Origin of the sequence: Enterovibrio paralichthyis, from assembly GCF_019209835.1 — a bacterium.
GTDB lineage: Bacteria > Pseudomonadota > Gammaproteobacteria > Enterobacterales > Vibrionaceae > Enterovibrio > Enterovibrio paralichthyis.
In genome coordinates, this window is record NZ_JAHUTS010000026.1 from 16,046 (window position 1) to 30,995 (window position 14,950).

The window sequence follows — 14,950 nt, forward strand, 5'->3', positions numbered from 1 at the left end:
ACAAAAATTACACAACGACTCAATGCGAGTGATGTCAATTAATTCGCCTCAGCAAATAACAATTTAAGTGTGCCTTAGATCACTTTAAATTTCCGTCAACGGCGACATTTACGCCAATTAGTGATCACAATCACAATAAATATCACGATCGCTAATCACAAATTCGTGACATTAAGCAAACTTAAATTAACAGAAAAGAATTGACTTTTAAGATTATTGCAATTTGAAAGAAAACTACACGAGAAATGTGGGATTGCTCTCACTTTTTGCGGCGGGAAGCGCGAGATTTAAGTGACATTGGTCACAAAAAACCCGTCATCAATGCCTTTAGAAAAGAGTGTGGTAATTTGTAGTTGTGCAAAAACAAACCAGCGGTTTTGGCGAACCGCTCCACACGAATCTAAAGAAACTTCAGACGGGTACACTTATGATATCACCAGATGCGAAGATCAAAGTACAAAATTTTGGTCGTTTTCTCTCAAATATGGTTATGCCCAACATTGGCGCGTTTATCGCCTGGGGGATAATCACAGCCCTTTTCATTCCAACCGGTTGGTGGCCTAACGAAACGCTGGCAGCACTGGTTGGCCCTATGATCACCTACCTACTGCCACTGCTTATCGGTTACACCGGCGGACGCCTTGTTGGCGGCGAGCGTGGCGCGGTTGTGGGCGCAGTCACCACCATGGGTGTGATTGTCGGCTCCGACATTCCTATGTTTATGGGTGCCATGATTGTTGGCCCAATGGGTGGCCTCGCCATCAAAACCTTCGACAAATACATGGAAGGTCGCGTTAAAAGCGGCTTCGAGATGCTGGTTAACAACTTCTCCTCCGGCATCATTGGTATGTTGTGTGCGATTGTTGCCTTCTTCCTGATTGGCCCATTTGTCAAAATCGTCTCCAACGTGCTGGCTTCCGGCGTTAACTTCCTGGTTGAAGCGCACTTGCTGCCATTGACCTCTATCCTTGTTGAACCAGCGAAAATCCTGTTCCTGAACAACGCGATCAACCACGGCATCTTCTCGCCGCTGGGTATCCAACAGGCAGCGGAAACCGGCAAATCTATCTTCTTCCTGATTGAAGCGAACCCGGGTCCAGGTCTTGGTGTACTGCTGGCGTACATGTTCTTCGGTAAAGGCACCGCGAAACAAACTGCGGGTGGCGCGTCTATCATCCAGATCTTCGGTGGTATCCACGAAATCTACTTCCCGTACGTGCTGATGAACCCGCGCTTGTTGCTGGCGACCATCGCAGGCGGTATGACTGGCGTGTTTATCCTGACTCTCTTTAACGCAGGTCTGGTCTCTCCAGCATCTCCAGGCTCTATCTTCGCTATCCTGCTGATGACACCGAAAAGCTCTCTGGTGGGTGTGCTGCTCTCTGTCGCAGGTGCAACCGGCGTGTCATTCTTCGTCGCTTCCCTGCTGCTGAAAGCACAACGCACAGAAGATGAAGAAGGCGACAGCGATGCGCTGACCAAAGCCACCTCGCAAATGAAAGACATGAAAGCTGCCTCAAAAGGCATGGTCGCTGAAAAGCAAAACAAACGCATCGACATGGCGAACGTGAAAAGCATCATCGTAGCGTGTGACGCTGGTATGGGCTCAAGCGCCATGGGTGCTGGCCTGCTGCGCAAAAAAGTGCAGGATGCAGGTTTAGACATCAAAGTGACCAATGTGGCTATCAACAACCTGCCACAGGACGTTGATATCGTGATCACCCACTCAGATCTGACTGACCGTGCCCGCAAGCACGCCGAGCATGCACACCACATTTCGCTAAAAAACTTCCTCGACGGCGAAGTTTACAGCTCGCTGGTTGCACAACTCATGGCAGCGCAAGGCCCAAAGGCCGCTAACGACCCTGAGTACATCAAAAAGCCACTGTTGGCAGCGAATGACGAGTCACTGAAACCAAAACCAACACCGGTATTCCAGCTAGACCGCAAAAACGTTCACCTTGGCCTGCAAGCTGGCAGCAAGCAAGATGCAATCCGCTACGCCGGTGAACAACTGGTGGCGCTGGGTTACGTCGAGCCAGAATACGTTGATGCCATGTTTGAACGCGAAAAGCTGGTTTCCACCTACCTGGGTGAATCCATCGCGGTTCCGCACGGCACCATCGAAGCAAAAGACAAAGTGAAGAAAACCGGTATCGTGATCTGCCAATACCCAGAAGGCGTGCAGTTCACCGAAGACGATGACGACGTTGCAAAACTGGTTATCGGCATTGCCGCCAAAAACGACGAGCACATTCAGGTCATCACCGCCATCACTAACGCGCTGGACGACCCGGACGCCATTGACCGCCTCGCCTCGACGGGAAGCATCGATGAAGTTCTGGAAATTCTGTCTGCGACCGAGGCCGCGTAAGCCCCGGAAGATTGGAGCCAGAGTGTTTCTGGCTCCACCTAAACAAAGTTGGTGAGGAATAGATGATGAAAAAAGCTGTCCATTTTGGCGCAGGCAATATCGGCCGCGGTTTTATCGGTAAATTACTGGCAGATTCAGACGTTGCCGTCACATTTGCCGACGTTAACGGCCCACTGATTGACCAATTGAGCCACGAACAGAAATACAAAGTGCGGGTGGTCGGTACGGAAAGTACCGTGGATGAAGTCCGCCACATTTCGGCGGTGAATGCCCTCAGTGAAGACGTGATTGAGCGCATCGCCACCACGGATTTGGTGACTACCGCCGTTGGCCCTAACGTACTGGATAAAATTGCGCGCACCATCGCGCAGGGGCTGCAAAAACGTTTTGAACAAGGTAATGAAGCGTCACTGAACATCATTGCCTGTGAGAACATGGTGCGCGGCAGCACGCACCTCAAAGCCGAGGTTTACAAGCATCTTACCGAAGATGAGCAGGCCAAGGCTGATACGCTAGTCGGGTTCGTCGATTCCGCCGTAGACCGTATTGTTCCCCCAATGGATGCGGCGAACGACGACCCACTTGAAGTAACGGTAGAACGCTTCAGCGAATGGATTGTGGATGACCAGCAATTCAAAGGTGAAATCCCTGCCATTAACGGCATGGAGCGCACCAGTAACCTGATGGCCTATGTAGAGCGTAAGCTTTTCACGCTCAACACCGGACATTGCATTACCGCCTATCTAGGTTGTCTGGCAGGATATCGCACCATTCGTGAAGCCATTGGTGATCCGGTGATCCGCACCGATGTGATGCAAGCGATGATGGAAAGCGGCGAAGTGCTGATCCAGCGTTATGGTTTCGACCGTGATGCGCACTACGCCTATATCGACAAGATCATTGAACGCTTTGCTAACCCGTATCTGATTGATGAAGTTTCACGCGTTGGGCGCGAACCCATCAGAAAACTGGGTAAGAATGATAGATTAATCAGACCGTTACTCGGTACAATCGAGTACGGCACAGCAAATGACGCCCTGCTCAAAGGGATTGCGGCAGCCCTGAAGTATAAAAATGCGACAGACCCGCAAGCCACTGAACTGCAGGACTATTTGCAACAACATGGCGTGACGAAAACGCTGGCGCACTATTGCGGCTTGGCAGAAACCAGCAAAGAGGCGCAGAGCATTGAGTCAATCTACAGCCAGCTATAAGCCCCTTCTGCTTGAAGAAGGCAGCACAAACGGAGGGCGAAAGCCCTCCCTGATGAGAAAATCAACTAAGGCAAAAATGGTAGCGCCGGTAAACGAAACACTCATATTGGAAAAGTTGAACGCCGCACCGACTGTGCGAGGGTTCTTTATTGCCTCGGTTGACGTTTTTAACGATGCGATTGATCAGCTGATCCAACGCATTTTCCGCAAAGACGATTTCGCGGTGAAATCCGTCGTGGGTCCCCTTCTCGATTCTACGGGTCCGCTGGGCGATCTTTCCGTCCGTCTCAAACTGCTTTATGGCCTTGGCGTCTTGCCAGACCCGATTTATCAAGACATCAACGACATCATCAAGCTTCGCAACCAGCTCAACAGCGATGGCGAAGAATACACCTTCACCGACCCTTTTATCATCAGTGCGATTAAGAACCTTAATCTGGTGGAAAAAATGGGCATGGTCAAACTTGAAGTAATGCAACCGGACGATGACGTGGATTTGGAGTTTTACCAGCTCCAACTTAAACGCCAGCAGCAAATGATTGCCTCTGGTCTCTCCCTCGCCATTGTCGAAATCTGCAACGAACTTAACAAAGAAAGTCCCTTCTAACGACGAAAAAACAGATGAGTCGATATACTGCGCGGCGACTCATTATCAGGATAGAAACGCATGGATGCCCGCGCCCAACAGTACCTCGATACCTTTCTCAATACCCTGTCGCCTGAACAGCGCCAACAATACACCCGCTTTTCCGCCGACTATTTCTGCGCGGACGAATACAATGCCAACCTTTGTGCCCAGCTCATCAAACAGGGCGAAAAACGCGCCAGTTGCAGCATGGACATTTGGTACAGCCAGGAAGGCGAAGAACGACCAGAAACCGGCCACCTGCACGTTGTCACCGACTGGCACGGCACACCCCATTGCATTATTGAAATCACCGACGTCTCAACCTGCCCTTTCAATGAAGTGACCGCCGAATTTGCAGCCGCTGAAGGTGAAGGTGATAAAAGCTACGAATGGTGGCGCGAAGCCCATTGGGCGTTTTTCAGCAGGGAATGCGAAGAGCTAGGCATTGAGATGCGCGAAGATATCTTGTTGGTATTAGAGCGCTTTGAGGTGGTGTACGCGGCATAATGCACACCCTGAAATTGACTTTCTCACGTTCCGCCGACTAACATTGGCCATCACTTCCCCAGGAGATTACGCCGAAATGAACAACTAAGCCTGTCATCCATATTTCATTTTGTTTTTGGATACACAGGGTTAGTAGGCGTAGCTCACTTTCCGATCATTCTTTGCTGGCAACCACAATCAAGTCAACTCGTGCCATTGTGACGTAACGGTCAGCATTGAACGCATCATAGAATATTCCCCGGCTACGGCTGTTGTCCCTGTTACACAGGAGGCAATTTATGCCAGTTTTACGCGCATATCACATCAGTTATCAATTCGACAATGGCGAGACACTGTTCCAGCACCTTTCCTGCACCATGACCAAGAAACGGGTGGGTTTGGTAGGCAGAAATGGCGCGGGCAAATCCATTCTTGCTTCAATCTTGAGTGGCGAGCTGACACCATCGAGCGGTTCCGTCACGCCGCCAACATCCGTCGCTGTATATCGCCAGCAGCCCTCTCACCTGCTTGAGAGCCAACACACCATCGCCCAGTACCTGGGAAAAGACCGCATTCTGGAAGCCCTCAAACACATTGAATCCGGCGATTGTGCCGAGCACTGGTTTCAGACAGTGGGCGATAACTGGGACTTTACAACCCGCTTAGCGCAGCAACTTACAGACATGGGGTTGCCACCAGAGCCGGACTTCCCCTGCGCCAAACTCAGCGGCGGTCAATTGACCCGCTTACAGCTTTGGCAGCTGTTCGAAACGGACACAGAACTCCTGATCCTCGATGAACCCTCCAACCACCTAGATGCAGAAGGCAAACAGTGGCTGACAGCGTCCATGCGGGCATATTCCGGCGCAATCCTCCTTATCAGCCACGACAGGGAACTGCTTCGTGAAGTCGAGGAGATATGGGAGTTATCCAGCCTCGGGCTACAAGTCTTTGGCGGGAACTACGACTTCTATGCAGAGAGAAAGCGTACTGAACTGCAGGCTGTCGAGCGTCAGTTAAACCACATCGACAAGCAGAAAAAGCAGCTTGAAGAGCAAGCCCAACGGAACCGCGAGAAAGCCGAGCAGCGCGCCGCCCAAGGCAACAAACTGCGCAAAACAGGGGCGCAACCCAAAATCCTGATGGATGCAATGAAAGACAAAGCGACCGCCCGCGCATCAAACCGCAACAAAAATGAGCAACTCCGGCAAGCTCACTTGAACGAGAAAGAACAGGCGCTCAAGTCGAGAAAAGAAGAGCTCAAAAACCCGAAAATTCATCTGCCAGACAGCCAAAGCCGTTCGCGCAAAGTGATTTCCATACTGGATGGCGTGTTGCCGTTTGGATGCAAAGCGCCCATCACGCTCCAGATTTTCGCCAACGACAAAGTGCACCTGACGGGCAAAAACGGCAGCGGAAAATCTACCCTGCTCAAAACCATTCTTGGGGAATTAACGCTCAACAGTGGCGAATTGCAGGTCAACACACCGCTTTGCTACCTCGATCAACATTTTGGCGCAATTAACCCCAACCTATCAGCCTTGGAGAACTTACTGCGCCACTGCAAAGGCATGATCGAAAGCGATGCAAGAACGCTGTTGGCAGGCATCGGTTTTCGCCGGGACAGCGTATTCCTGATTGGCTGCATGCTCAGCGGCGGCGAGAAAATGAAACTCGCAATGCTGATCGTCAGCCACCAGCCAACCCAACCTCTCCTGCTGCTCGATGAACCCGATAACCATCTGGATCTTGATTCAAAAATCATGCTCGCTCAGGCGCTGAATACCTATCGGGGCGGGTTTATTTTGATTAGCCACGATGGCGAATTTGCGGAAGAATCAGGGGTAGTGAGACAGATTGAGATTTGAGGACGTAAGCAAGCCAAGCTGGATGAAAGTCTGGCTTGGTTTTGCGGTATTTCAGTACCACAAACCATTCATTGGAAATACAGTGCGAACACTGTCATGGCACCGACTAAACCATTAATCCCCATGGCAGTGAGAACGGATAGCGACATATTCGTTTCCCGCTGTTTGGCTATCCACGCCATTCCCACCCGCCAAGGCAAGAGGAAACCCGCCAGTAATAGTTGAACCAGAAAAATAAGCGAGAGAGGCTCATACCACTGCAGCGAAATCGATTGATCTTGCACAGCCATAAGAATGATGCTGCCAATGGTGTGAGGGATTTTAAAGATAACCACCAAAATGGCACCGACAGTCAGCGCAGCCACAGAGAAAACGGGATGTTTGATAATGACAGGATAGAGATCTTTAGATGTGGCTGCGAAGACCATCCCCAACAACAGTAAAACCGCCAAGAAAGTAAAAGCCGTCAATACTCCAATGGTATCGCCTCCCCTTCCGTAAAATATCGCCATCAACGCCTGCAGGCTAATCACTGCCCCTGCTGCGATTGCCAGCATAAAGGATTGCGACCGTTGGGGGTGGAGTCGTTTAAGGTAGTAACAAAGGTAAGCCGAGGTGCCGCAACCAAGTATGGTCAACAGAATGATTTCGCCCACTTTGGATTGAAGCCCAAACCAATAAAGAAAAGAGACCAGTAGCAGTGACATAAAAAGCAGCATCCATTGGCTTTCTTTCATTTTCACCACAACCGGTCTCCCTGAGATTACGCGCCTAAAGGCAATGCAGATATTGCTTACATCGCATTAAGCTCTTCAATCGCTTCATTGGCTTTAGCTGTCATTGCTTCGACGTCATCAGTCGGGATAAGGAAGCCACTCAACGCTGCAATCCATTGATTAAAATCAGCCAAATAGCTCTGCGCAACAGGAAAGTCACTGTTTGCGATATGGGTATCGATGATATCCAAACGATACAGCAACATACTTTCAATTGAGTCATAGATATCCGCTGCTTTCACGAGATCCCGCAGTTCTAGCATCAAGCCAAAGATATCTACTGGGCTTTCTTCTATCACTAGCGCACAGTCAGACTGGATCATGTAGTCTGCACCTGAGACGTAGAGGTTGTAACACTTTGATTCAACCGCTCGCGCAACATTGAAATTGACAGTGGCCAATTGCCCGCTGAACTCTCCAATTGTGCCTGCAACGCGAAAACCTGTTTCATCACCAAACTCTACAAACTCGCTTCCTGTCCAACTGATATTCAGCAACTTCACATCAACCGTCTGGTCTTTGTTGTTTGCAACCAAGGTATTTGGCGATACTGATGATATCACTGGCGTCAGTGCCGCTTTAAGCGCTTCGTCCAATGCCTCGGCGAAACGTGTACTGTCACCGTATTTTATTTCAGGCACGTAGTAGAAGTTGCCATTAACATCATTGGTGAACGTTGAATAAACCTCATAGTCATTCAGGCCAACATATGGGTTATCAATGACTTCGATGACATATTCCGTTGGTGTTGAATTGACCGAACTCGCAGTGATTTCGATATACAGGTTATCAGTCGTTGGTTGTTCAAAGTTCCACATCCATTGACGGACATTGTTGTAATTCGCACCCACTCTTCCTTGCGCTCTGTTAGTCACAGTGTCAGCTTCGACAACACGTACATTCAAGCCAACACCGAAGTTATTGAGCTGTTTAACGTTGATAGTTTTTTTGCCTGCACTTACCAGTACGCGGAAGTTATCTACACGGTCGGTATGGCTGTCATCCTGTACAAATCCGATGTAACGAAGTTGATTAGCATCGTTCTCAATCAAGACTCGTCCATTTTCTAGCCCAAAGTCAGATTCCCAGTCTAGGCCATCAAAGGTTGATGTGGCTGTCACCGCTCGAGCTTCAGCACGGAGCACACGGGGTTCTACCTGCATAGATGCCACACGAGGACTTGCACTTGAACCGTCGCAGGTACGCGAGAGTAATGTAGTCAGTTTTCCGCGCTTTTTGAGAATTTCATTTTTTGCCCGAGCCAGATCAGCTAACGAGTTTGATGATGCATCGGTGACAAAAATGACTGATGCACCTTCTGCCATTGTTTCAGCCGCTTTGATTAGTGCTGCGCCAGAACTTTCAGGGCAATCACCACCACCGCTCGCATAGATATTGCCTACAGCACTGATGATATCTGCACGCTGTCGGGTAATCATACGGTTGACCACACTGTCTTTAAATGTGATCAGCTGATACATTGCTTCGCCATCTTCATAGCCTTGCAGGAAGGTCGTCAATTGGTTTTTAACCAGATTGATTTCACCGCTCATGCTGCCAGTATCATCAACGACCAACACAACCGAAGGTTTTTCACAGGTTGAAACTACGTCACTGGTGCCGCCAGGGTGAAAGGCTTCTACATCAACACAAAGCGCCTCTGATGATGACGCTGAAACATAGTCCTCAAACGCGGCATCAAACGAACAAATCCCGTCTGTACAGGCTTCCAGCCATGGCAAAACGGTGGAGACCATGCGGAATCCTTGTTCAGTGTCGTGATAGAACGACAGGCGGTAGCCAAAAGGTTTCTCTGATGAAGCATTGTCTTCCCATTTCACTGAAATTTGGTCAACCGCAGTAAGCTCAAGCTCTCTCACTGGTTGAGGTAAGGCGATTGGGTCACACTTGTCATCTTCACTGTAGCCAGAAGCCCAACGGTGTGGACCGAAGTTTAAGAGTTCTTCAATCCGCTCTTTGGAACGCGCTCGATCCTGGCTTTCGACGATAGGAACACCATATTCAGGCAAATTTACCGACGTGCCGTACATCTCTACGTTCGGGTACAGCTCACAATTTTTGTAGGGATTTCTCGCGAGATAGGAATCTTTAATAAAGACGCCATTTTGTGCTTTATCCACACGCAGTCTCGGCCCATGTGGCGCTTTGCTGTCGTCACTCGCTCCCCATGGGGCAGAGAAGTTCAATACAGAAGCTCCCAATGGGGAGTTCAAAGCCACTGCGCTCGAAATACTTACCGTTTCTTTCTCACCTCGATGGTAATCAGTTGCCGAGAATGGCGAGCCAAACTTAGTTTCTCCGCTGTGCGCATAGCTGCCATGGCCACCGTTAGACACGTAAATGAGCGGTGACCCACCCACTTTGTTTACCTTACCCCAGCTATATTTATTCGCCTCATAGTGAGTGGAGTAAACAGCATCAATTGGCCTTGAATCTCTATCAAAGAAATAGGCGACCGATTCCCAGTCAGAGATATGAGTACCTAGCCAAATGTTATTGATGTAGTAGAGCCAGTATTGTCTGGCGTGAGGTGTTTTGTTCCAAAATGGATTGTAGAAGTCTTGGAAATACACGGTGGGCTTCAGATCAGCTTTCACAAAGTACGGAGGATAGAATTCATGAATCCCTACCTCTGAAGTGGTAAATCTTTCTTTACCCAGTGCTGCATTCGCTTTTGCTGATGAAAGCTTGTAATCCGGCGTGAAAATGTATTCATTCAAAATACTTCCACTTTCCAGGATTGATGATGCATCCATGGGCACATAGTCGTGGTATGGGTAGCCATCCGGGTTACCAGAAAAATCGACATATTTCCCTGGGATCAATGATCGGGATTCCGATAACTTTAGAGTTGGGTGGGGCAAATCAATCGATGCCACTGAAACACTCGGTAGCAGTATTGATGCCGCCACGAGATACTGGTTTAGATTCATGGTTAGCCTTAACGTTGTTAAAATGCAGCCCAAGAAACAACATTTTGTAAAGCAAAACCAATTGGAATGACACAATCACCGACCCTCTCAATATAACCATGACTGATTACATTCAAATTCCGTATGATTGCGTTTCAAAGCACAAACAAAGGCTTGTTATTAACTCATCGTTTAATAGCTAATTATTGTTAGGGTGAATCGTAATAGAACGTTTTTTACAATGTACAGTTCGCTATTCGTCACTCACCTTAGGGTAGAAGAACAGTCGCTGAATAACTATTGCGGTGGGGTTATTTTGATTAGCCATGATGGTGAGTTTGATGAGGTGAAAAACATAAAAACATGGGACAGGTACTTAAAAAATAATCATCAAACCACATCAAAAACACCGCCCAGCCCATCGCGGCAGGGAGAACGTTTCAAAAGTAATTCTCTGTTTTCAATCTGTTTTGTTCGCCATCAACACAAACCCCTTCAGCGAACAAAACCAAAAACAACGAATCAACCCCACCCTGACGTAAAAAAACCGCTACTTAACCGTTCTTTTATAAAACGAAAAGAAAAAGGAAGTTAGCCATGAAAAATCTTGTGCGCGACATGCGCGTGTCCATTCCCCTGCTGGTGTTGTCTTCTCCTGTGTTGGCACAAGAGCAATACCAAGATTATGCGTTTGTTGGCGCAGGTGTGACCTACGGCGAATCCGCATTTTCAACGGACGGGGCCAAAGTTGGCATTGAGCCCTCTTTGTTTTACAACGGAAAATACGGCTTTATTGATGGAAGCTTAGCCAATTACTCACTCACCCCTTGGCTGGGTTTGTCGGGCAACCTGCGTTTTGCCGAAGTATCGGACGATTTTGATGACATCCCCCGCGGCATCAACAACCGTGATGGCAATGCCGATCTTGGCATCACCGTGGGCACAGTTGGCGCACGCCTCACCTACCTACAAGATGTCACCAATGTTCACGACGGTTACGAGATTCAACTTCACCTTGGTCGCGCTTTTGATACCCCGTTTGATCAGTGGGTGCTCTCCCCTTACGTTGAAGTGGATTACCGCTCCAAAAAACTCTCGCAGCATCTTTACAGCGTTTCTGCGCAAGAAGCTGCCGCTTCCGGTTTGGCACAATTTGATGCTGATGAGACTTGGGTTTACAAGGCTGGTTTAATTTCACTCTACGACATCACCGAGCAGTGGCTAGCCATTGCAAAAGTAGAGTTTGAACATCACGATTCGAATAGCCCTCTGATTCAAAACGACCTTGCTTGGCAAATCAGCGTAGGCGGGGCGTATAAGTTTTAGTGCGCTTGCAGGGACAGACTCTCCAATACTCAAAAAACAAAGCCGTCTACTTGGCTTTCCCCAATCTGAAGTTATACGGAATAGACGCTTTTGAGCACCGACTCTAAGCTGTTTATGTCCCAAAGATCACAAGCAACCCCATCTAACTTCCCCTTAACAAAGGGGAAGGACCAAGAGCACGTAGCCCGCTTCTGCCTTGAAGACAAAAAATCCCCTCCACCCTTCAAAGGGGCGCAATATCATTCAATACTTCCACTCTGCCCTGCGCTAATTTCTCCGTGTTACATAGGAGAAAGTCATGAACAGTGTGTTTCTAGCCATGGTCACGTTTGCTTTTGTGGGTGCGGTAACGCCGGGGCCGGTGAACCTGCTGGCGACCAGCACCGCCGTCAATCAAGGGTTGCGCGAAGCGATTAAACATGTGGTCGCGGCATCCTTTGCTTATGCGTTAGTAGTAGTTCTGTGCGGCGGGGTGATGCAATCCCTGTTGGCCTTAATCCCTTCCCTTGAAACCACCATGCAGGTGTTGGGCAGCGCATTTTTGCTTTACCTTGCGTATAAAATTTTCACTGCCCCTGTGTCCAAATTCGAAAAAGGCCAGCAGGCAAAATCGGGCTGGCTGACGGGTTCCGTAACCCAACTGCTCAACCCCAAAGCATGGCTCTATGCCCTTTCCGGCGTAAGTATTTACGTGATTGGCAAAGAGGATGAATCAGGCTGGCTGGTGATTTACACCGTGGTTTCTTTGCTGGTGTGCCTTTTCAGCATTGGGCTTTGGGCTGTACTTGGGCATATTTTGTCCAGCAAGCTTGAAAATCCCGCAAAACAGCGCCAGTTTAATAGGTTCATGGCGACGGTTTTAGCGCTGTCCGTGGCCATCATCTGGATATAAGGCACGCGATGAAAAAGGATACGTCTACGCACTTCAAACAAAGCACCTTGCTACCCTGGGTGGAAATGCGTGTCGCCTGCCAAAGCCGCGCCTGTTACGAAGCACATTCGCACGATGAGTTTTCCTTCGGCATTATCGAACAAGGTCAGTCTGAATATAAAAACCGTAATAGGCACTACCCCATTCAAATCGGTGACGTTGTCACAATAAATCCTGCTGATGTGCATTCCTGTAACCCAACAGGCGAAACCTGGTCTTACAGCATGTTGTTTGCGGACACTGTCCGGATGGGCGAAATCCAGCGGGATATCTTGAGCGATAAAGTGCGCGGATACAGTCAGGATTACACCCCATTCAGGCATGATGTAGAACGCAACCCGCATATTAAGTCGCGCTTTATCACTCTGTTCAATGCACTGGTTTCAGACACAAGCCCGCTTCAGGCGCAGGTAGCATTCTATGATTTTGTCGAGGCTTGTTTCTGGCAACGGGAAACGACAAACACCTCTGACACTGCGAAAGATACCAATGTACTGCGCGTGCGTGACAAGATGCTCGATGAATTGACCCAACTCCACCATCTTGACGACCTCGCCAACGAAGCAGGCATGAGCCGCTACCAGCTTATCCGTGCATTCAGGCAAAGCTTTGGCCTGCCGCCGCACGCGTATTTGATGGATGAGAAAATCAAACGCGCCAAAGTATTGCTGAGAGAAGGTTTAGAGATAGCAGACGTGGCGATGACGCTGGGCTTTTCTGACCAAGCCCACTTTCAACGCCACTTTAAGAAAAAACTGGCTGTCACACCAAAATACTACCAGTCACATTTTGTGGATGCGTCTTAGCGTCCTGTTGTTCTGCAATCCATTAGCCAAAACGATACGCATCCATCGCTAATAGATCGTATTCCACACTGTGGTGTAAACGCTCTGCCTTCGCATTCCCGCTCGCCCCCAATACAGTCATCAAGGGGTAGAAATGCTCTGACGTCGGGTGATTGTAACTGGCGTGTGGCGCTAAAGATTCATATTCAACGACGGATTGGTAATCTCCACTGATGAGCTTTTCAGCCACCCATTCGGTAAAGACTTCCACTTTTTGCACGCCAGACGGATCGCGGGGCGAAGCAAAGATTTCCCGCAGGTTGTGGCTGATCCCGCCGGATCCTATCATCAACACGCCTTCTTCACGCAAAGGTGCCAGCACCTCACCGAGTTTGAAGTTGAATGCCGCACCAAGACGGCTGCTGATAGAAACTTCAACAACAGGAATATCCGCATCAGGGTACATCAATGAAAGCGGGATCCAGACGCCATGATCCCAGCCTAGATCAGGTTTTTGTGATGCTGCAATCCCGGCGCTTTCCAGCATGCCCGCGATTTTTCCCGCCAGCTCAGGTGCTCCCTTTGCTGGATATTCGATTTCATACAGCTTTTGTGGAAAACCATAAAAGTCATACACCAACTCTGGTAACGGCCCCGCTGAAATCTCAATGTTGTCGCGGGTATCAAGGTGAGCGGAAAACACCACAATCGCTTTCGGCTTTTGAAGCGTATCGCCCAAAGTTGATAAAAACTGCGCCGCTGGGCTGTTGCTGAGTGCAATGGTCGGGGCGCCGTGGGAAACAAACAGCACGGGCTGGGTTGAGTTTTCCATTTATCTATCTCCTGAACTATCCAAACGCCACCACATTTATCGGTGTCCATTTTTGTTAAACAGACTATAGGGATATCTTTAGCGTTTAATAACTGAGCATTTTTGATAGTGTTGTTCAGGATATTCGACCAATATTGACGCTAAACCGCCACAGGAACAGAAATGGAACTTCAGACCCTCTTACTCTTTGTGATTGCTTCACTGTCCATCAACCTTATCCCGGGGCCGGATGTGATTTACATCGTCTCCAACACCATGGGGGGAAACTCAAAATGGGACTGCGCGCTGCAATGGGGCTGGGTGTTGGCTACTTTATTCACACGCTGGCCGCCGTATTTGGCCTTTCCGCGATTATTGTCAGCTCTGCGTTTGCTTTTTCTGTGGTGAAATATCTTGGCGCGGCTTATCTGCTCTACCTTGGCATTTGCGCACTGAAAAATGCTTACGAAGGGAAATTGGCTATATCTGTGAGTGCCACAGACGCCAAAACCAAAAACGTATTCAAACAAGGTGTGATGGTGGCGGTACTCAACCCGAAAATTGCCCTGTTCTTCCTCTCCTTCTTGCCACAGTTTATTGATGCCAATACTGCGGCACCAGAAATACAGCTGCTGATGCTGGGTGTGCTGTTCAGTGTGACGGCGACAGTCTGTAACCTTTCTTACGCCATTGCAGGAAGCTGGCTCTTTGCGTCATCTTCATCCCAACGTTTTGCGCGCGGCTTGGAGGCGTCGTCAGGCATATTGCTGGTAGGTTTGGCAGGAAAAATTGCGTTAACGGATAAGTGATTTGTCTGA

General features: G+C 49.0%; 12 protein-coding genes and 1 pseudogene. 10 read left to right on the top strand and 3 right to left on the bottom strand.

Annotation, left to right across the window (positions count from 1 at the left end; translation table 11 throughout):
- The first annotated feature begins 427 nt into the window (after window positions 1–427).
- From KU854_RS20835 to KU854_RS20855, 5 genes are all read left to right on the top strand, one after another.
- Window positions 428–2,374, top strand: a complete 1,947-nt coding sequence (locus tag KU854_RS20835; RefSeq protein WP_218360257.1) for a PTS mannitol transporter subunit IICBA — start codon at window positions 428–430, stop codon at window positions 2,372–2,374.
- A gap of 65 nt (window positions 2,375–2,439) precedes the next feature.
- Window positions 2,440–3,588, top strand: coding sequence for a mannitol-1-phosphate 5-dehydrogenase (locus KU854_RS20840; protein ID WP_218360258.1), 1,149 nt, complete (start codon window positions 2,440–2,442; stop codon window positions 3,586–3,588).
- Between the two features lie 76 nt (window positions 3,589–3,664).
- Window positions 3,665–4,195 carry an MltR family transcriptional regulator gene (locus KU854_RS20845; RefSeq protein WP_218360294.1) on the top strand — a complete coding sequence of 177 codons (531 nt, stop codon included), beginning with the start codon at window positions 3,665–3,667 and terminating at the stop codon, window positions 4,193–4,195.
- Window positions 4,196–4,255: 60 nt separating this feature from the next.
- Window positions 4,256–4,723 (top strand): ASCH domain-containing protein, encoded by a 468-nt coding sequence (locus tag KU854_RS20850; protein WP_218360259.1) that lies wholly within the window; start codon window positions 4,256–4,258, stop codon window positions 4,721–4,723.
- 278 nt (window positions 4,724–5,001) lie between these two features.
- The gene (locus KU854_RS20855; protein WP_218360260.1) at window positions 5,002–6,570 is read left to right on the top strand and encodes an ABC-F family ATP-binding cassette domain-containing protein; all 1,569 of its coding nucleotides are present in this window, start codon (window positions 5,002–5,004) and stop codon (window positions 6,568–6,570) included.
- Between the two features lie 68 nt (window positions 6,571–6,638).
- Here KU854_RS20855 and KU854_RS20860 read toward each other — a convergent pair whose 3' ends face one another.
- Complete coding sequence (locus tag KU854_RS20860; protein ID WP_218360261.1) at window positions 6,639–7,316, bottom strand: hypothetical protein; 678 nt, start codon at window positions 7,314–7,316, stop codon at window positions 6,639–6,641.
- Between the two features lie 47 nt (window positions 7,317–7,363).
- On the bottom strand, window positions 7,364–10,300 hold the full coding sequence (locus KU854_RS20865) for a vWA domain-containing protein (RefSeq protein WP_218360262.1): 2,937 nt from the start codon (window positions 10,298–10,300) through the stop codon (window positions 7,364–7,366).
- 220 nt (window positions 10,301–10,520) lie between these two features.
- On the opposite strand from KU854_RS20865, the gene KU854_RS20870 reads away from it, so the two are divergent.
- From KU854_RS20870 to KU854_RS20885, 4 genes are all read left to right on the top strand, one after another.
- The gene (locus KU854_RS20870) at window positions 10,521–10,874 is read left to right on the top strand and encodes a hypothetical protein (RefSeq protein ID WP_218360263.1); all 354 of its coding nucleotides are present in this window, start codon (window positions 10,521–10,523) and stop codon (window positions 10,872–10,874) included.
- 2 nt (window positions 10,875–10,876) lie between these two features.
- Entirely contained in the window at window positions 10,877–11,605 is a 729-nt protein-coding gene (locus tag KU854_RS20875) for a MipA/OmpV family protein (protein ID WP_218360264.1), read from the top strand.
- Between the two features lie 298 nt (window positions 11,606–11,903).
- Window positions 11,904–12,497, top strand: a complete 594-nt coding sequence (locus KU854_RS20880; protein ID WP_218360265.1) for a LysE family translocator — start codon at window positions 11,904–11,906, stop codon at window positions 12,495–12,497.
- An 8-nt stretch (window positions 12,498–12,505) separates the two neighbouring features.
- Complete coding sequence (locus tag KU854_RS20885) at window positions 12,506–13,342, top strand: AraC family transcriptional regulator (RefSeq protein ID WP_218360266.1); 837 nt, start codon at window positions 12,506–12,508, stop codon at window positions 13,340–13,342.
- Between the two features lie 22 nt (window positions 13,343–13,364).
- On the opposite strand, the gene KU854_RS20890 is transcribed toward KU854_RS20885, so the two are convergent.
- Window positions 13,365–14,153, bottom strand: a complete 789-nt coding sequence (locus KU854_RS20890) for a DODA-type extradiol aromatic ring-opening family dioxygenase (protein WP_218360267.1) — start codon at window positions 14,151–14,153, stop codon at window positions 13,365–13,367.
- A 162-nt stretch (window positions 14,154–14,315) separates the two neighbouring features.
- Between KU854_RS20890 and KU854_RS20895 the strand changes: the two are divergent.
- Window positions 14,316–14,941 (top strand): annotated as a pseudogene (locus KU854_RS20895) (LysE family translocator).
- Window positions 14,942–14,950 lie beyond the last annotated feature (9 nt).